Raw genomic sequence first — 18,884 nt, 5'->3', positions numbered from 1 at the left:
GACGGGTCAGGCCTTCTTGACGAATTCGGATTTGAGCTTCATCGCGCCAATCCCCTCGATCTTGCAATCGATGTCGTGGTCGCCGTCGACAAGCCGGATGTTTTTTACTTTTGTTCCCACTTTGACCACCAGCGAAGAGCCTTTGACCTTCAGGTCCTTGATTACAGTAATCGTATCGCCGTCCTGGAGCGGGTTGCCGTTCGCATCCTTCACTACCTTCTCATCGTCGCCATCCGCCGCTTCTTCGCCGCTCCACTCATGAGCGCATTCGGGGCAAACGAACATGAGTCCGTCCAGGTAGGTGTATTGGGAGTTGCATTGAGGGCAGTTGGGGAGCGATTGCATGACAGTCCTGCTTTGAAAAAGATGTGAGTCAGTCACAGCCGTGCCTGACGACCGTGTAAACAGTTTAGCACGCGGCAACTCATGTTCGCCGCAACCCCGATCCTCATGTTCGCCTCAACCCCGAACCACGGGTGGCTACAGCTCCGTGTACTTCCTGGCGCTGCCACGGGATTTTTCCACCGGGTACTTGGCAGCATTTTGTCTCAGCTTCCGCTCGCACTCCGGGATAATATCCATGTCCAGGCGCGCTGCGAGCAGGATCAGATAAAGCTGAAGATCTGCCACCTCATCCGCCACTTGCGCTCTCTGCTCGGCACTGAGGTTGCGCGATTGCTCCTCGCTCAGCCACTGAAAACATTCCGCAAGCTCGCCCATCTCACCACACAGGGCCATCACCAGATTCTTGGGTGACTGGAACTGCTCCCAGTCGCGCTCCCGGGCAAATTCGAGCAATTGCTTTTGCAATTGATTCAGGGAATCCACTGGGTCCTCCGCAAATTGAAGTTTATTTGGCTTTTCGGATCCGAAGCAGCAACCGATAGGTGTTTCGTAGTGAAGGCCGACATTATGGATGACTCCCTCTCCAAGGTCCATGTGGCCCATCCGAAGAAAGATTACACTTTACCCGCGGCCCGGGGATTCCTACACTGCCCATCTGCTTTCGCTGGACATTTCTCATCGGTATCACTGAACATGAATATTCCCATTTGGCTGGTTATCGCCGGTCTCGGCATCATCGCCGGGTTGAGCATCTACGCCATTGTCCTGTGGCGTCGGGTATGGCAGATGGAACACAATCGCAGAGACCGGGAAAACACGCGAAATGAACGCCTGGCGGAAGACCTGCAGATTCTTGCCCAGAGTCTTCTGGACGGCCAACTGCCGATGGTGGAAGGGGCGATTCGTATCAAGGTGCTCCTGGACAACTACAGTGACCCGCGAATTGCGAGCCTGGACCTGAGCGTCTGGGACACCGTGTATTCGGCCACCGCGCACATTCCCACTCACCAGGCCTGGAAGGACCTGTCCCGCGCGCAACGGGAGTTGCACCGCCGCCAGATGGACACACTCGAACGCGACTATGGCGAGGCCGTCGAAATCTCGGCGCGGCAACTGTGCGAAGCCCTGCCGGGCGACGCGGTCAGAATGTACACTCCGGGAAACGGTTAACGAATCGACCTGTGGCCAACGACCTAAGGCCATCGACCTCTGGGACATCGACCTATGGACAAACAAGCCTTGCTCGCCGCCATCAACCAGACCATGCCATTCGGCAAATACCAGGGACGAAAGCTGTTGGACCTTCCGGAGCCCTACCTGGTGTGGTTTCACCAGCAGGGATTTCCCGATGGCAAGCTCGGCGAACAACTGGCCATGATGTATGAAATCAAGCTCAACGGCCTAGAGAGGATGTTGCGTCCGCTGGTTGATGAGCGCTGAGGCCCGTAACAAACACGCGCCGGGCAGCCAGCTTTGGATTTGAGAAACTTAAATCAAGTCAACCGGAACAGTTAATGAACACTCGACACGACGAAATCGCCACACTGATCATGGACCTGGAAGCCAGCCTGCGCAATCTCGGGCTCTGGAGCGAACAGCGCCCCAGTGCGGAGGCCCTGGCGAGCCAGCAGCCTTTTTGCGTCGATACACTGGAGTTCCAGCAGTGGTTGCAGTTTGTCTTCATCGAACGGATTTCCATACTCGTAGAACGCCGGCTGCCACTGCCGAACAATTCGGGTCTGGCGCCCATGGCCGAGGAATATTTTCGCGGAACGCCCTACAGTCCCGAAAATCTCATCGAAACCCTGCGCACGATCGACCGTACGCTGTCGGAAGGATAAGCAACACCGCCCCCATAAAGCGTTTGACGGTGGTTATTCCGGAAGCACCGGTCGGACTGGCTCCTCGTACACGCTGACCCCGTTGCGCCCGGCCGCCTTGGCTGCGTAAAGAGCGGTATCTGCAAACTTCACCAGGTCGCCCATGTCCTGATCCATCGTGGGAATCACGGCGGCTGCACCAACTGAGACAGTAACCCAGGGAGAAACCGGCGAACGCCCGTGCGGAATGTTGGCTTCCTCCACGCGACGCCGGATCTGGCGAGCAACATGGGCAGCGCCCTCCGTATCGGTTTCCGGCAGCAGGCAGATGAATTCTTCACCTCCGTATCGAGCCACCTGGTCGGGCGCGCGTTTGCAGACCTCGGAGAGAATACCCGCGAGAGTTTCCAAACAGGCATCGCCCCCCGGATGTCCGTGATAATCGTTATATTCCTTAAACGAGTCAGCATCCACCATCACGATTGCGAGAGGTCGCGCCTGGCGCAGTGCACGCTGCCATTCCCGGTGCAGGTCCCGATCGAATCGTCGTCGGTTGGCCAGCCCGGTCAGCGGGTCCCTTTCCGACAGCGCGCGCAGATTCGCTTCACGGTCACGGAAACTGCGCAGGTCGAGAATTGCCGCCAGGCCGTAGAGCTCTCCACCCAGTTCAAAGGTCCGTACACGGGTAATTGCCGGGATTTCCTCCCCATCCTTGTTGATGCACACGATTTCGTTGTCCATGGCCTTGCCCGGCCGGCCGCGCATGAAATCCCTGCGACCTTTTCGGTGTGTTTCGGCCGCACCCTTTGGTATCAACGCTTCTACGTCAAGACCCCTGAGTTCCGCCGGCGAATATCCGAAGAATTCGCTTGCGGGCTGGGAGAAGGCAATAATCCGCCCCTCGCGGTTCACGATCAGGACATTGTCCGGGAAGTTCCCAGTCACGGCGGAGAGTGCCTGAGCGGGCGTGCAGCATCGGCGGCGGTAGCGATTCAGGGCCACGAACCAGCCGGACAGGGAAACAAACAAGAGGAGCCCGACCACGAGGATCGGTATAACATCGGTCATGGAATCACTACAGCGGTGTCCGGCAACAGGTAGTATCGAGCAGGCAACAGGTAGTATCGAGCAGGCATCCGGCCCATCGGGGAAGCATCTGGCTCGGCAAGCCGAGCCGCTTGTTATATTGGGACTGGCCATGGTTTTGACAAGCGAATTCGCCTTTTTCTACAGCGTCTGCTTGACCTGGCTCAAGCCCATGGACAAAAACCGATGTTAAGCTCATACCTTGGAGTGCGGAACTTCACTGAGCTCCCACGTTTATACTATCGGCCCGGGCTCATCCGAGCCGATCAACCCGGAGTAAAATCAGGCTATGGCCACACTGACCTTTCACGGAGCTGCCCAGGAAGTCACGGGCTCCTGCTATCTACTGCAATCCGCGTCCATTGGCCGCATTCTGCTCGACTGCGGCATGCACCAGGGCCGCGACGGGGACGATCGCAAAAGCGACCGGTTCGGGTTCGCGCCGGACAGCATCGATGCGGTAATTCTGTCCCACGCCCACCTCGACCACTCGGGCCGGCTCCCCAAGCTGGTTCACGAGGGGTTTTCCGGGCCCATTTACTGCACTGACGCGAGCGCCGAGTTGCTCCCGATCATGTTGCGCGACGCAGCCCATATCTACCTCAGGGATCTGGAATACGAAAACCTCCGCCGCGCCCGCCGTGGTCAGGAGGCGCTCAAACCCGAATACACCGAGCAGGACGTGCTTCGCGTCCTGGAACTCTGCAACCCGTGGCCCTATGGGGAAACCGTAGCCCTGGGCGAGCACGCCTCACTGATATTTCACGATGCTGGGCACATCCTCGGCTCCGCCATCGTCGAGCTCACGCTCACTGATCGCAACCAGCGTAAACGTCTGGTTTTTTCCGGCGATCTGGGCAACCGACACGCAGTGCTCATGAATGACCCCGCTGTGCTGCATGAGGCGGACGTGGTCCTTATGGAAGGCACTTACGGAAACCGCAATCACCGCTCCATCGAAGATACAGTGGACCAGTTCCGGGATATTCTCCACGACGCGTGGGCGGAAGGCGGTAATGTAATGATTCCGTCTTTTGCCGTCGGGCGCACCCAGGAGCTACTCTTCTATCTCGGCCGCCTGCATCGCGAGGGCGAACTGGACAACTGGGAGATCGTACTCGACAGCCCCATGGCCATTGAGGTCACCCGGCTTTACGACCGCTGGCTGCACACCCTGGACTGCCAGGGCATTCGACCCCTGTGTTCCGGGGATCAGTCCCTGTTGCGGGATTTCATTCCCCGCCTCAAGTTGTCCATTACCCCTCAGGATTCCATCGCCCTGAACAGTATCAAGCGCGGGGCCCTGATCATTGCCGGCAGCGGGATGTGCACGGGGGGCCGGATTCGCCACCATTTCAAACAGCGTATCTGGGATTCGCGCAACCGGGTCATCTTCGTCGGCTTTCAGGCACGCGGTACCCTGGGCCGAATCATTGTGGACGGGGCGAAGCACATCAGAATGTTCGGGGAGGATTTCGTTGTAAAAGCGCGGGTTGAGACCCTGGGCGGGTTTTCCGCTCACGCGGGGCAGACGGAACTCATGGAATGGGCCAGTGCTTTCAAGTCCGACCCGCGGATCCTGCTCGTGCACGGGGAAGCCACTGCCCTGGACGCGCTCTCGGAGAAACTCTGGGAGGAAAAAGGTATCTCCGCAGAGATCCCCCGTCCGGGGCAAAGCATTGCATTTTGACAAAGTCCGTCTGCGGACTCTGACGTCCTGTTCGGATGCAGCCCCGTGAGGGGCTGCATCGCTTCCAGTCACTTTTGTATGCGGAGTTTCCGTTGATCGCCAGTTTCATAGGCTCACTCGGCTTGTTCCTTCTGGGCATGTGGCTGATGACCGAGGGCCTCAAGCTTGCCGGTGGACAGGCCCTGAGCCGGCTGCTCGGCCGCTGGACCTCAAGCCGTTACCGGGGTTTTGCGGCGGGGGTCATGATCACCGCCCTCGTGCAATCCTCCAGCGCGGTAACCGTCGCCACGATCGGTTTTGTAAACGCCGGCCTGATGACGTTTCAGCGGGCGGTATGGGTGGTTTTCGGGAGCAATCTGGGTACGACTTTTACCGCGTGGATTGTTACGTTTTTCGGCTTTACCGTTGACCTGGACAGTTTCACCTTTCCGCTGGTGGGCATCGGGGCGGCGCTGCGAATCTTTGCCCCCTATGACCGCGGCAAAGCGCTCGGCATGGCACTTGCCGGTTTCGGGCTGCTGTTCATGGGGATCGACGCCCTGCAGGGCAGCTTCGGGGGCTACGCCCAGCAGGCGAACCTCCAGGCAATACTCGGGGGCCCCGGTTCCGGCTTGACTGCACTGGTGATCGGCTTCGGCCTCACCGCTCTGACCCAATCGTCCAGCGCCGCTATCGCCATCATTCTCACAGCCGTTGCCTCTGGTGTCGCTGGCCTCGACGTGGCTGCGGCCGCAGTGATCGGTGCCAACGTGGGAACAACCTCCACCGCCCTGCTCGCCAGCCTGGGAGCGACCGCCCAGGCCAGACGATTGGCGCTGGCCCACGTCGCCTTCAATCTCATCACCGCTGCGGCCGCCATGCTGGCGCTGCCTCTCTTTGCCCATTTCCTCGCGCCGGAACCCGCGCCGCAGGGGCAGTCCCTGATCCTGCTGCTCGCCGTGTTTCACACCGGCTTCAATTTGCTGGGCGTACTGCTCATGTGGGGCATCGAACCGGCCCTGTCGCGCAAACTGCTGTCCCTGTTCGAACCGCGCGACCATCCGGTGCCGAGCCATCTGGATGCCAACGTGGCCACAGTGCCGGATCTGGCTTTGCAGGCCCTGAGCCTGGAGTTGAACGACCTGCTGAAGGACGTGGCGCAACTGCGTCTGCCCGCACCGGGAGGACCCGAAGATCAGCAAGCTTTCGTACAACTCAACGGGCGCCTGGATGGGGTCAACGGATTCATCGCCCAGACTCTCAAAGCCAACCTTACCCGCCGGCAGAGCGACCTCCTGAGTCAGGGCCTCACCGTGAGCCACCACCTGCGCTACGCCTGCTCCAGTTACGAGGAGGTGGCGGAGCGCTATGCCAACATTGAACAAACCTCGCTGGGCACATCCAAGTCCCTGCATGACTGGTTTGCGCTGGCCACCCAATTCGCCAGCGCCATTGAGCGGCACCAATCCGCGCTCCCACCGGATAACATGGCAGAGATGCTGAACAGCTATCGGAACACGAAGAAGCAACTCCTCCGTACCCTCGAAGGGGACAAAATCGAGATACAAGCTGTGGACCTCGCCTTGCAGGCCGCCAGCCTCAGTCGCCGTTTTGTGGAGCAGATCCTCCACGCAAAAGAGGCTTATGGACAGTTGTCCTCGCACCTTGTGTCATCGACTCTGCAAGACTCGGCATTCGTGGCGCCGAGCACGGAAATCACGGAGCTGTCCCGGCCCGCACTGAAGGAAACAAGTGCCGATGTCTGAACGAAACACTTTCCAGTCTGCCCCCCATGCGGAGACCACAACGGCCATTAGTGAGCGCCTGGACGCAACGGAGTCCGGTCTTGCGACCATTGAAGCGCTGGCGCGCCTGACCCGCTTCGGCCGCAATGAACTTCCGATGGCACCTCCGACACCGGCCTGGAAGCGGTTCCTGCGCCAGTTCGATAATGTGTTCATTTACGTGCTGCTGATCAGCGCCTTCATCAGCGTCGTGCTGCAGCATATGGTCGACGCAGGTGTGATTCTGGCGGTGGTGGTGATCAACGCCCTGGTTGGCTTCATCCAGGAAGGAAAGGCCGAGAGCGCCCTGCGTTCAATTCTGTCCATGACCAGGACCCACTGCACTGTACTGCGCGACGGCGTGCAACGGTCGATCGACAGCGCCGAGCTGGTCCCGGGCGATGTGGTCACCATACAGGCGGGCGACCGGGTGCCGGCGGACCTGCGCCTGTTCTACAGCAAGAATCTGCGCTGCGACGAATCCGCGTTGACCGGCGAATCCCTGGCGGTGGACAAAACCAGTGAAGCACTACCCCAGGACACGCCGCTGGCAGAGCGCACCAACATGGCCTACATGGGCACCATCGCCGTTTACGGCACGGGGCGCGGCTACGTGTGCAACACGGGGCCCCGGACCGAGATCGGTGCAATCAGCAAACTGGTGCAACAAACGGAGATGGCGCCCACGCCCCTGCAGGCCCAGCTCGGACGCTTCGCAAAACAGCTTTCCGTCGGCATTCTGGTGCTTTCCGTTGCCACCTTGCTGTTTGGTGTAATGGTGCGGGATTACACCCTCGCGAACATGTTCCAGGCAGCCATTGGCATCGCCGTGGCGGCTGTGCCGGAGGGCCTGCCCGCCATCGTGACCATTACCCTGGCCATTGGCGTTCAGCGCATGGCGCGCAATAAAGCGCTGGTGCGACGGCTGCCCAGCGTGGAAGTGCTCGGCTCGGTCAACGTGATCTGCTCGGACAAGACTGGCACGCTGACCACCAATACCATGACGTCGCGAGAGGTGGTCCATTCGGTTCATCACTACCGGGTCAGTGGCGAAGGGTACCGCCCGGACGGAGATGTCGCCCATCGCCATGACCAATCGTCCCTCGCCGATGACAACGACCCCCTGCTCCATCGTGCCGCATTGATCGCAATGCTTTGCAATGATTCCAGCGTGCGGGAAGACGATGGCGAATGGCAGTTGACCGGTGACCCCACCGAAGGGGCCCTCCTGGTTCTGGCCATGAAGCTTGGCTACACCCGCGATGGCACCGAGCGGGATTGGCCGCGCATCGACGAGCTACCCTTCGCTACGGAAAAACGCTACATGGCCACCTTGCACCGTGGGCCGGGCGATTACCATCTGCTCGCCATCAAGGGCGCGCCCGACCGTTTGATCGGTTGCGCAACTCACCAACTGGGCAGCAATGGGCCCGAGCCCATCGACCGCGACTACTGGGAGCGCATGCAGGACGCCATGGCCGACGGCGGGATGCGTGTGATGGCACTGGCGCAGCGTGAGGTGCCGGCCGGGACCGACAAACTGTTACCGGATCTGGCCGAAAGGGAGATCACCCTCGTCGCCCTGATCGGCATCAGCGACCCTCCCCGAGCCGAAGCCATCGATAGTATCAGCCAGTGCCATTCAGCCGGAATCACCGTAAAGATGATCACCGGCGACAGTCCGGTGACGGCAAGCGCAATTGGCCGGGAACTGGGACTGAAAGCCGGGCGCGTGGTAACGGGCGCCGAACTGGATCGAATGTCGGACGAAGAGTTGCAGGACATCGTGACCACTGTCGATCTCTTCGCCCGGGCAAGCCCGGCCAACAAACTGAAATTGATGGAAGCGCTGCAGGCACGGAATCACATCGGCGCCATGACCGGAGATGGCGTAAACGATGCGCCGGCCCTGCGCAGGGCCGACATCGGCGTGGCCATGGGCAAGAAAGGCACGGACGCCGCGAAGGAAGCCGCCGACATCGTCCTTACGGATGACAACTTTCAAACCATCGCCAAGGCCGTGGAAGAAGGACGCACGGTATACGACAATATCCTCAAGTCCATTCTTTTTATTCTTCCCACCAGCATCGCGGAAGCCTCCGTGATCGTCATCGCCATTCTTTTCGGCGTCGTACTGCCAATTACACCGGTGCAGATTCTCTGGGTCAACACGGTGACCGCCGTAACACTGTCGCTGGCCCTCGCCTTTGAACTGCCGGAAGCGGACATCATGCAGCGCCCGCCGCGCCCCCGCGGTAGAGGAATTGTTACGCCGGCCCTATTGTCGCGAATTTTCCTGGTGGGGCTCACCTCGGCGACTGTAATATTTTTCCTGTTCTCCCACTTCCACACCGAGGTGGGCGTTGCGTTCGCCCAGACCGTGGCCGTGAACATGTTGGTAATGATTGAGGCGGTTTACCTGATAAACTGCCGCCTGCTCACTGGTACAGTGTTCAACCGCGCCATGCTCCGTGGGATCTGGCCGTCCCTTTTGGCGATCGTGGCGGTGATCCTCCTGCAGCTTGGCTTTACCTACCTGCCCATCTCCCAACGCATCTTCGGCCTTGCCCCCATTACTCTTGAAGCCTGGATATGGATCGCAGTGCTCACACTTCCCGTTCTGATGATGGTGGAGGTGGAAAAACTGTTATGGCGCCATGCGGCGCCGACCCGGTCCCTGGCAGCGACGGACACCGTGTCCGGATAACAGACCACCCGCAGGTTTCGGCTGACGGATGGCCGTGCGCAGGTTTGACACCCAACGTGTCTCCACAGCAGTTGCCAGTTTTAACAGCAACGTTCCGTTCTTCGTTTCGTCGTCCGATGAAACTTTGCGCGTGGCAGCTGTCCATTCAATTGCATTCTCCCTCGGTCCCATTCCTTGCCGTCGACAGGGTTAGCCTGGTGATTCGACGACCATGTCCCAGAGTTCTTTTTGCGGGACACGTCAACATCGGGAACAGCTCACGAGCTCATTTCGTGAAGATGTTGGTGAACAGAACTCGGCCTGACGAAGTCCAAAACGACCCGGGTGGCCGGAAGCAACACAGGGGGATTGCGTGTCGTCGAGCCTGCCCCACGGCTCGCAGGAAGGATTCAGTCGCTGAACCAACAAGGAGTGAGCATGGCAGAGAGGCCACGATCCGCCGAAATGAACAACGGACCCGGGTTTCGAATCAAGACCAGCGTCGACCGCCCTTCCGCTAAGGTCGTCGAGGCTTACAGGGAATTCGATACGCCGGACATTTCCGACATCCTGAATCGCATGTACGCCATGTGCTGCGACATACACAACCTCGTAAGCCGCGATGCGATCGTCGGCCCCGCCGTTACGGTCAAGGTATTCCCCGGCGATAACCTGATGGTCCACAAGGCGCTGGACCTGATCCGGCCCGGGGACATCATTGTGGTGGACGCCTCCGGTACCCAGAACAACGCAGTTATCGGAGATCTGATCGCCAGCAAAGCAAAACATCGAGGCGCCCAGGGCATCATCATCGACGGACTGATCCGGGATCTCCCCGAAGTGCGCAAGGTGGGCCTGCCAGTCTTCGCCCGGGGTGTGTCGCCCATTGGACCATTGCACCGGGGGCCTGGCGAAATCAACTACCCGATCAGCTGTGGCGGAATCGTCGTAAAACCTGGCGACATCATTGCAGCCGATGAAAGCGGCATTGTGGTGGTTCGCCAGGATTTCGCCGAAACGGTGCTATCGCAGCTCCAATCGAAAAAAGCCGCCCTCGAATCGTACGTTGCTGCGGTCAAACAGGGACAGTTTTCCAACGCCTGGGTGGACGAGGTACTGCGTGAGTCGCGCTGCGATATCCACGAGTAACGCCGCTGTCGAGTGGGACCGAAGAGTCCTCGCGCTGCGCTACAAGTTCAGCAAACTGCTGGACGTGCTTCCATTTGGAATCCGACGGCAGGCTTCGGACTTCGAAGACAAAAATTTCCGCAGCCGCTTTTACCGCGATCTCTGGAGCCGTTCGGCCGAAAGGCTCGGTTACGCCTATCGGGACATGGGCTACGGCTTCTGGGCGGTCAGCAATGGGCGGGGAAACGAAGTTCGGGGCCGCGGGGGTAGCGTGGCCCTTGACTCACAGGTAGCCCTCAATCTTGCCGGCAACAAGGTTGTCTCGCATCGGATTGCGCAGTCGGTTCCCGGTTACAGATTGCCAGCCTTCCAGGAATTCACTCTTCAGGGGATTCACAAAGCCCGTACCTTCCTGCATCAGCAGGGACGGCCCTGCGTCGTGAAACCGGCGCGTGATACCGGAGCGGGAGCCGGTGTCGTGACCGGTGTGGCTTCCGAAGCTGCACTTCGCAAAGCTGCGCTCTCGGCTTCACTCAAGTGCAAGGACTTGCTGATAGAAGAGACGATTGCAGGGAGTTCGTACCGGCTTCTGTTTCTGGATGGGGAGTACATCCACGGCGTCCGGCGTGATCCGCCCCGCGTGGTGGGTGACGGACGCTCTACCGTCAGACAGCTGATCGAAAACGCAAATCATGCACGCTGTCAACAAGGCAGGGCAACCCAGTCCCTGTTTCTGCTCGAGATTGACCAGGACTGCATGGCGACCTTGAAGCAACAGGGCATGAACCTGGACACCCGCCCTGCTCATGGGCAAACCGTAGTTGTCAAACGGGTTGTGAATCAGAACGGGGCCCGAGATAACGTCGATGTGACTGGTCAGGTTCATCCCAGCATCATCGAGACCGGCGCACGGGCGAGCGATTGCCTGGGGTTACAGCTGTCCGGGGTGGATGTTCTGACCACGGACATCAGCCTGCCGCTGGAACAGACCGGCGGGGTCATTAACGAGATCAATGGAAGCCCGGGGCTGCATCATCATTACTTGACCGACCAGGGTCGCGATCCAGAGATCGCGGAGCGCTTGCTCGGGTATTGCATGGCCAGCGCCTGTTTTCCCGCTTCAGCCTGAGAACTCTTTTCCGAGGAACGATCACTTTAACTGGTTGTTGGGTGCTCTATGATCGAAAGAATAAAACGCGAACAACCTCTTGCGATTCTGCTGGGCGGACTGGCAAACACTACCGCTGCTGCTCGGGCCTTGGGTCGCCAGGGTGTTCCGGTGGCGGTAATCGCCGCCACCAGAAGTGCGGCGCTGCACTCAAAGTACGTGAAGCCCTTTCCCATTCCGGAGGGCTACTCGGCGGGCGAGTACTTTCAGCGAATGCTGCTGGACAAACGCGCCTTTCCCGCTGGGTCGGTGATCTTTGCCTGCGAAGACGCGGCAATAGAATTCGTCGCCAGGAACAAGACCGATCTGAAAAAGCGCTACGTGCTCGACATTCAGGACCCGGAACAACAACTCCAGCTTCTGGACAAGGAAAAGACCCTGGAGCTGGCACGTCAGGCAGGCGTGGACGCGCCCGGGTCCTGGAACGTTGGCAACATCGAAGACGTTCACGCGCTCCTTCCCACCATTGAGTACCCGCTGCTCATAAAGCCCATTCATTCGCACATTTTTCAGCAGCGGTTCCGGGTCAAACTGTTTTACATTGAAAGCGAAAAAGCACTGCTGGAGAAGAGCCGTGAAGTGCTTGACGCCGGCATCGACTTCATGCTCTGCGAGTTTATTCCGGGACCGGACGATCTTTTGAACAGTTATTATGTGTACATCGACGAGTCGGGGGAGAAGCTCTTCGAGTTCACCAAACGCATTCTGCGTCGTTCGCCGCCCAATTTCGGCGGCGGCTCATATCACATCACGGAATGGCTTCCGGAAACGGCGCGAGCCGGTTACAAGTTTTTTTCGGGGATCGGCTTCAGAGGGCTAGGGAACATCGAGTTCAAAACAGACCCGCGGGACGGAAAACTCAAAGTGATCGAATGCAACGCCCGGTTTACCGGCGCCCAGGAGTTGATTACCCGCAGCGGCCTGAACATGCCCTACATCATCTACCGTTACCTCACCCGCAAAGAGCGCACCGCCCGCAGCCGTTTTACGGAATTCATGACCCTGTGGCTGCCATTCGAGGACTTCGACGCCTTTCGCGATCTCAGAGCCGCCAGCATGCTCACCCCCACGCGCTGGTTGCGCAGCATTCTCAGGCCCCAGGTCTTTTGCTATTTTGATTTGGACGATCCCAAGCCCTTTCTGGACGCAACGCGTCAGGAGTTGAAACGGCGTGCCCAATGGATGCTGGGAACCAAATGATTCTGCCCGCCCGAGTCAGCCCGCAGGCGTTACACATGTTCAGCAAGGATCTGCTTTGCTCCGCGGGCAGCGATTGTTCTGAAGCGGAAATTGTGTCAGAGGTGCTGGTCTGGTGTGATCGGGTGGGCCGCCCCAATCAGGGCGTCTGGCGATTGCCGGTACTGTGCGACCGTCTGGAGCGCGGTCTCTATGAAACCCCCTGCAAGCCCGTGATCGAAATGCGCGGCCCAAGTCTGGCGCTGTTGGACGGGCGCGCCGGTCAAGGCCACTTCGTGGCTGCCAAAGCCATGGAGCACGCCATCGCGATCGCCCGGCATGGGGGAATAGGAGCGGTCCTGGTAAGGAACTCCAACTTCTTCGGTGCCGGCGCCTACTACGTAAACATGGCGGCGACCGCCGGAATGGTGGGGGTCGCTCTGAGCAACTCCTTTCCGAAGGTTCACGCCTACAGAGGCGAGCAACCGGTGCTGGGCACTAATCCCCTGGCGTTCGGGTGCCCGGCTGAGGAAGGTCGGCCGTTGATTCTGGACATGGCCACCTCGGCGCAGGCGGGCTCGACCGTGCGTCGCCAGCAGGAAGAATCCGGCCGGAGGGAACCCGCGTTGATCGAGCCCCTGGGCGGCGCAAAAGGATACGGCCTTGGCCTGATGGTGGAAGTCTTGAGTGGGCTGTTGACGGGGGCCGGCTTCTCCCGGCAGGTCAACTCCATGTACGAGAATTTCCAGTCGCCGGGCAACAACGGTCATTTCTTCCTGGCCCTCGACATCGAGTCGATCATGCCCCTTGCGCAGTTTGGCGAACGCATGCGGACGATGGTGGACTGGCTGCGGGAGTCCGGTCCACACGAGGCTGTAAAGTATCCCGGCGAACACCGCTGGGAAGCGCTTCGCCGCAGCGATGAGGAAGGGGTTCACCTGGACCTGCGCACCCGGGACGTCCTGACCACCCTGCATGCCCGGTTTCACCCACCAGCGTCCCAGTAGCTTGCGCCCCGACAGAGGGCGGCGCCGCCCCGGTCTGGCCCTTTTATCCCCTTGTCGGGATCGGCCGCTGGCTCGTCAGGATGGGCCACAGGCCTCGGCCAGACATTGTAGAAATTTCTCAACGTCCGCGGGTTGCGGTAGCCGATAGTCTGCGAGGGAGGCGGCCACTTCATCGCCCACTCGAATGCTCGTGCCGCGCCCTGCCAGAGCGGCGAAAACATCTTCATCGGTTTCGTCGTCGCCGATGTAGATGACGAGCACGTGGGCCGGCTCGATGTTCGCGGTTTCCAGCAACCATTCCACGGCATGGCCCTTGTCCCAATCAGCGGCGGGCTCCAGCTCGAGCACCTGCTTCCCCAGGCGCTTGCGCAATCGGGTATCGGCGAGAACGCCGTCCACCACCCGATTCACCTGCTGAATCGCCACATCGCTGCGCACCTTTCGGTAATGGACCGCCACCGCGAAGCGCTTGCGTTCCACAATAACGCCCGAAATCCCTTCCAGAGCATCACGCAGCCGGACTTCGGCACTGTCCACCTCGGAAATCGCGGCCTCCGCTTCGGGAAGAACTTTCTGGAACCCCGGCCCGGCAATGTCAAGTCCGTGACTTCCCGCGTAAACGATGCCATCGATGTTGATCCGATCCTCCAGATCCTGTCGATCGCGACCACTGATAATTCCCAACGTGCAGACTTTTGCAAGAGCTCTCAGGGTGTTACTCATGCTCTCGCCGACCTCTACCGTACGGGGGTCGTCCACGATGGGCGCCAAGGTTCCATCGAAGTCCAGGAATATGGCACGGTTCCGGCGGCCAGTCTGCTCCAGCAACGCCTCCAGGTTGTCCAGCGCTGAGGGAAGACGACGCGGAAAACGCAGGGCGGACAGACTGCGAACCACCGCGTCGGCTCCCGCATTTTCCAGCTCCGCCGCGTGATGGTTGCGGTTGACGCCGACATTGAGCCCAAAGCCGGCCTTGCGCCCGGCCCGAATGCCGCCCGCGGTATCTTCAAGAACCACCGTGCTGTCCGGATCCACGCCCAGTTGCCTGGCCGCTTCGAGCATCAGTTCTTCTTTCCCCGTCAGTTTCAACTCGTTTGCGAGTTCCCCGTCCACAATTACATCCAGGTAGTTTTCCAGCTCGATCAGGCGAAGAACATTGCGGCAGTTACAACTCGCTGAAATGGCGGCAAGCTTCATCCCGCCGAGCCGCCAGCGGCGCAGTGAGGCGAGTGCGTCTTCGAAGACCGCAACGCCTTCCCGCTCCAGAAGCTTTACCAGTAATTGCTCCTTGCGGTTGCCGATAGCGCAGGCGGTGTCCACTCCCGGTGCGTCATCTTCACGGCCGAATGGGAGATCGATGTGGCGCGCGGACAGAAAGTCCGCCGCCCCCTTGTAGCGGAGCTTGCCGTCCAGGTGCTTACGATATTCCATGTGTGCAAATTCGGAATGCTGCTCGCCCCGCGCTGCCTTGCGCTGCGCAAAAAACTCATTGAAGGCCCCCTGCCAGGCACGCTCGTGGAGACTGCTCATACGGGTCAGAACGCTGTCCATGTCAGCGATGACAGCCTGGTAGGGTTCGTCCCGCGCAGCGCTGAGGACATGTCTGTTCATTGATGGTGCTCCTCGGTTTAGCTTCCCTCCCGGTACGGGGAAGCAATCGAATCAAAATCGCAGTGAAAAAGAATCTTCAAGCAGCCTGCCAGGTGCAGGCTCTTGCGTTCCGGACGAGCTCCGCAAGCGGGGCGGTGAAGCCTTTACCATGGCGCTTGAAATCTTCGCGCACAATCGCAACGCATGCGCCTGAAAGACTGCGGGCCGGATGAGAGCTGCAAAGCTCGTACCCGCATCTTAAGGCCCCACGGGGCCGGACTCGCGGGCTGTTGCAGCTGCCGCGCTCACCCCTATTAACGTTTGCGGGGGACCGGTTCCCGATCCGTGAACCCGCCATCTTGTACGGGTTTTGCTTACTGATGTCGGCGGACTGCTCGCGAGCATCCGGCTCCGAAAGCTGAACTTCGCCAATAACTGACAGGATTGGGATCGACTGTGCAAAGCAAGCATTATGTAGAACCGAACGAGTACCGTAACGCCGAGGCTGCGCAAAGCGCAAGGGGACAACTCATGAGCATGGACCTGAACCCTGAGATCGTTTGCCACCTTATCGATCTGGCCACTGAGTTTCACGCCAAAGAGGATGTTTCCTTCCCTGACTCGGCCAGTAACCCCAGTGATGACGATGCCACCCAGGTACTCGCCGACCACCAGGACGACCCCAGCTACCAGACCATGGTCGCAACCATTGAAGACCTGGAGCCCGACCAGCAAATTACCCTCGTCGCATTGATGTGGATGGGCCGGGGGGACTTCACCCTCGAGGAGTGGGACGAAGCATTGGAACAGGCCGCGGCCGAGCACAACGACCGTACGGCGGACTACCTGATAGCCACGCCACTGGTCGCCGACTACTGGCGCGAAGGACTGAATCTGCACGAGTACTCCTGCGGAGAATAATCCCTTTCGCGCGAGTCCAAGTAGCCGCGTATAACTGTTCAAAGAAGGAGAATGCTTTGCGACCGCCCTTGCAGATCACCTGGCATGAAATACCCCAATCAGACGCGCTTGAAGCGGACATCCGCAGCAGGACCGAAAAACTCAGTCAATACCACGACAAGATCATCAACTGCCATGTGGTAGTGAGTGCTCCGCACCGCCAGCACAGACGGGGCAACCACTACAGCCTGCGCATCATCATCAACGTTCCCGGCAAGGAAATCGTGGTTACCCGCGATCCGGGAGACAACAACGCCCACGAGGACATGTACGTCACCATCCGCGACGCCTTCAACGCCGCACGACGGCAACTGCAGGATTACGCGCGGGTGCAGCAGGGCGACGTCAAGGAACATGATATTCCCATGCCGGGGACCATCTCGAAGACTTTCCCCGATGAGGGTTACGGTTTTCTGCTCTCCCCTGAGGGGGACGAGGTGTACTTCCATCGCAACGCGCTGCGCAATGGCGACTTCAACAAGCTGATGGAAGGTATGGACGTTCGCTATGTGGAAGAGATGGGCTACGAAGGGCCCCAGGCCAAGCAGGTCACGTTGCCCAAGCATTAGGGAGGATGGAGCCTCTGTTACGCCGAACACGGAGGTTCGGCTCGCCGAGCATGGCATCACCTGATTGGCCCGTCGAGGCTGCTGAAAGGCCGCCAACACGGGGCAGAAACAGGCGTCAGAGTGCCTCGCTGGGGGCGACTTCTTCGCTGAGCAGTTCCATGAGCCGCCCATAGTCCACGGGCTTGACCAGGTAGTGGTCAAACCCGGCTTCCAGAGCCCGGCGTTGGTCCGAAGCACCACCATAGCCGCTCATGGCGATGATCCGCAGGGAAGAATCGGACGTCTCCTCCGCCCGCAACTGCTCCGCCACCTGATAGCCGTTTATATCGGGCAAACCGATGTCCAGCAGCACGACGTCCGGATTGCACGCCCGGACCAGCGTCAGCCCGCTCTCGCCTGTGTGGCTCACCTGCACGTCGTAACCAAGGGTCTCCAGGCAGATGGCCAGCGCGCCGGCTGAATCCTCGTTGTCATCGATGATCACCACCGGTCTCGCACCCCCCGCAACTTCGGCGGTTTCCGCATCCATGCAGCCGCTGGTGTCGGGCTCAGGACCCTGGGATTCCAGAACCTCAAGAAGAGGCAGGCGGACCGAGAATTCAGCACCGCGACCTTCGCCTTCGCTGCGCACATGGGTCGTGCCGCCATGGAGATCCACCAGCGCCCGGACAAGGGCCAGGCCGATACCGAGGCCCCCCTGGGCCCGGTTAAGCGCCGTGGGCGCCTGGACAAACAGATCGAACAAGCTGTCCAGCAACTCCTTGGGAATGCCGACGCCGTGGTCCCGCACCCGTATCCGCGCCCAGTGGTTGCCCTCCTTTTCCAGGGTCACCTGGATCAGGCCGCCGTTTTCCATGTACTTGGCGGCGTTGGTGAGGAGGTTGCCCAGCACCTGGGTCAAGCGAACCAGGTCACCCTGGACCCAAAGAGGTTCGTCCGGTTGAATGATTTCAAGGCGGTGTTCGTGTTCACTGACAATGGAGGCAACGGTCTCGCGGGCCTGGGCCAGAACCGTTGCCAGTTCCACCGCCTCGAGCCGCAACTCGATGCGCCCGTTGGAAATCCGCGAAACGTCCAGGAGATCGTCCATCAGATAGGTCAGATGATTCACCTGGCGCTGGAGAAGCTCCCGTGCCCAGCTGATCTGCTGCTCCGACACCTGATCCATTTGCATCACCTGCACCGCATTGTGAATTGCGGAAAGGGGGTTTCGCAGCTCGTGGGCGAGAATCGCAATATACTCGTCCTTGCGCTGGGCCGACTTGAACAGCTCTTCTTCCACCTTTTCACGCTCCGCGATCTCCGCCATCAACTTGCTATTGGTGGCCTTGAGTTCGGTGTTGGCCTGCTCCAGGTTCGCGTTGAGTTTTTCCAGTTCCCGGGTATTCTTGGCCTTGAGCTCTTCGTGGGCGCGGGCCAGTTCAGAGTTGGCGTCCGCCAGCTCATCGTTGAGCCGGGACAGTTCTGCACGCTGGAGATAGAGCTGGACCAGCGCCCGCACCTTGCCCCGGAGAATCTCGGGTATAACCGGAATCTGTACATAATCCACCGCGCCCATTTCATACCCGCGGCGACGGTCGAGGTCCGTTATGTGAATGCCGGTCACAAAGATGATCGGAGTTTCTTCGAAGCGCGGGTGATCGCGGATGAGCGCTGCCGTCTCGAAGCCATCCATCACCGGCATGCTCACGTCGAGAAGAATGGCTGCGAACTCCATCTTCATCAGGAGGGACAAAGCTTCAGTTCCGGAGTGAGCGCGCACCAGATTGTGCCCGAGACGCCCCAAGGCAACCTCGTAGCTCAACAACCGTTCCGGCTTGTCGTCGACAAGGAGGATGTTGACCTGATGGACGACCATTGGCGTCTCTGTTGTATCCTGCGTCAACGCTGGCTCCC

General features: G+C 59.7%; 17 protein-coding genes. 12 read left to right on the top strand and 5 right to left on the bottom strand.

The window, feature by feature from the left end:
- Positions 1 to 6: 6 nt before the first annotated feature.
- On the bottom strand, positions 7 to 345 hold the full coding sequence (locus ACURWW_RS10540; protein WP_445617306.1) for a zinc ribbon domain-containing protein YjdM: 339 nt from the start codon (positions 343 to 345) through the stop codon (positions 7 to 9).
- Between the two features lie 135 nt (positions 346 to 480).
- Positions 481 to 828, bottom strand: a complete 348-nt coding sequence (locus tag ACURWW_RS10535; RefSeq protein ID WP_445617307.1) for a nucleotide pyrophosphohydrolase — start codon at positions 826 to 828, stop codon at positions 481 to 483.
- 210 nt (positions 829 to 1,038) lie between these two features.
- On the opposite strand from ACURWW_RS10535, the gene ACURWW_RS10530 reads away from it, so the two are divergent.
- The 3 genes from ACURWW_RS10530 (at position 1,039) to ACURWW_RS10520 (ending at position 2,186) form a co-directional block, all read left to right on the top strand.
- A complete protein-coding gene (locus tag ACURWW_RS10530; protein ID WP_445617308.1) occupies positions 1,039 to 1,515 on the top strand; it encodes a DUF2489 domain-containing protein in 477 nt (158 codons plus the stop codon).
- A 54-nt stretch (positions 1,516 to 1,569) separates the two neighbouring features.
- The gene (locus ACURWW_RS10525) at positions 1,570 to 1,785 is read left to right on the top strand and encodes a DUF3820 family protein (protein ID WP_445617309.1); all 216 of its coding nucleotides are present in this window, start codon (positions 1,570 to 1,572) and stop codon (positions 1,783 to 1,785) included.
- Positions 1,786 to 1,859: 74 nt separating this feature from the next.
- Positions 1,860 to 2,186: a YqcC family protein gene (locus ACURWW_RS10520; protein ID WP_445617310.1), complete on the top strand. Its 327-nt coding sequence runs from the start codon at positions 1,860 to 1,862 to the stop codon at positions 2,184 to 2,186.
- A gap of 33 nt (positions 2,187 to 2,219) precedes the next feature.
- Here the strand turns inward: ACURWW_RS10520 and ACURWW_RS10515 are convergent, their stop codons facing one another.
- The gene (locus tag ACURWW_RS10515) at positions 2,220 to 3,233 is read right to left on the bottom strand and encodes a sensor domain-containing diguanylate cyclase (RefSeq protein ID WP_445617311.1); all 1,014 of its coding nucleotides are present in this window, start codon (positions 3,231 to 3,233) and stop codon (positions 2,220 to 2,222) included.
- Positions 3,234 to 3,540: 307 nt separating this feature from the next.
- On the opposite strand from ACURWW_RS10515, the gene ACURWW_RS10510 reads away from it, so the two are divergent.
- From ACURWW_RS10510 to ACURWW_RS10480, 7 genes are all read left to right on the top strand, one after another.
- Complete coding sequence (locus ACURWW_RS10510; protein ID WP_445617312.1) at positions 3,541 to 4,941, top strand: MBL fold metallo-hydrolase RNA specificity domain-containing protein; 1,401 nt, start codon at positions 3,541 to 3,543, stop codon at positions 4,939 to 4,941.
- A 92-nt stretch (positions 4,942 to 5,033) separates the two neighbouring features.
- Positions 5,034 to 6,686 carry a Na/Pi cotransporter family protein gene (locus ACURWW_RS10505; protein WP_445617313.1) on the top strand — a complete coding sequence of 551 codons (1,653 nt, stop codon included), beginning with the start codon at positions 5,034 to 5,036 and terminating at the stop codon, positions 6,684 to 6,686.
- A complete protein-coding gene (locus ACURWW_RS10500) occupies positions 6,679 to 9,411 on the top strand; it encodes a cation-translocating P-type ATPase (RefSeq protein ID WP_445617314.1) in 2,733 nt (910 codons plus the stop codon). The genes ACURWW_RS10505 and ACURWW_RS10500 overlap by 8 nt, the downstream gene beginning before the upstream one ends.
- A gap of 417 nt (positions 9,412 to 9,828) precedes the next feature.
- Positions 9,829 to 10,539, top strand: a complete 711-nt coding sequence (locus tag ACURWW_RS10495) for an RraA family protein (RefSeq protein WP_445617315.1) — start codon at positions 9,829 to 9,831, stop codon at positions 10,537 to 10,539.
- Positions 10,511 to 11,647, top strand: coding sequence for a hypothetical protein (locus tag ACURWW_RS10490; RefSeq protein ID WP_445617316.1), 1,137 nt, complete (start codon positions 10,511 to 10,513; stop codon positions 11,645 to 11,647). Before ACURWW_RS10495 ends, ACURWW_RS10490 begins: the two co-directional genes overlap by 29 nt.
- A gap of 48 nt (positions 11,648 to 11,695) precedes the next feature.
- Positions 11,696 to 12,886 (top strand): carboxylate--amine ligase, encoded by a 1,191-nt coding sequence (locus tag ACURWW_RS10485; RefSeq protein ID WP_445617317.1) that lies wholly within the window; start codon positions 11,696 to 11,698, stop codon positions 12,884 to 12,886.
- Positions 12,865 to 13,869, top strand: coding sequence for an Ldh family oxidoreductase (locus tag ACURWW_RS10480; RefSeq protein WP_458618487.1), 1,005 nt, complete (start codon positions 12,865 to 12,867; stop codon positions 13,867 to 13,869). Before ACURWW_RS10485 ends, ACURWW_RS10480 begins: the two co-directional genes overlap by 22 nt.
- Positions 13,870 to 13,944: 75 nt before the next feature.
- On the opposite strand, the gene otsB is transcribed toward ACURWW_RS10480, so the two are convergent.
- Positions 13,945 to 15,480 (bottom strand): trehalose-phosphatase, encoded by a 1,536-nt coding sequence (gene otsB / locus ACURWW_RS10475; RefSeq protein ID WP_445617319.1) that lies wholly within the window; start codon positions 15,478 to 15,480, stop codon positions 13,945 to 13,947.
- Positions 15,481 to 15,990: 510 nt separating this feature from the next.
- Between otsB and ACURWW_RS10470 the strand changes: the two genes are divergently transcribed.
- Positions 15,991 to 16,380 carry a DUF3775 domain-containing protein gene (locus ACURWW_RS10470; RefSeq protein ID WP_445617320.1) on the top strand — a complete coding sequence of 130 codons (390 nt, stop codon included), beginning with the start codon at positions 15,991 to 15,993 and terminating at the stop codon, positions 16,378 to 16,380.
- A gap of 56 nt (positions 16,381 to 16,436) precedes the next feature.
- The gene (locus tag ACURWW_RS10465) at positions 16,437 to 16,988 is read left to right on the top strand and encodes an HPF/RaiA family ribosome-associated protein (protein ID WP_445617321.1); all 552 of its coding nucleotides are present in this window, start codon (positions 16,437 to 16,439) and stop codon (positions 16,986 to 16,988) included.
- Positions 16,989 to 17,103: 115 nt separating this feature from the next.
- Here ACURWW_RS10465 and ACURWW_RS10460 read toward each other — a convergent pair whose 3' ends face one another.
- Entirely contained in the window at positions 17,104 to 18,873 is a 1,770-nt protein-coding gene (locus ACURWW_RS10460) for a response regulator (protein WP_445617322.1), read from the bottom strand.
- Positions 18,874 to 18,884: the final 11 nt, after the last annotated feature.

It is taken from the genome of Gilvimarinus sp. F26214L (assembly GCF_054401055.1).
The sequence above is the reverse complement of the archived record's forward strand: the minus strand, read 5'-3'. Positions and strand labels throughout refer to the sequence as shown.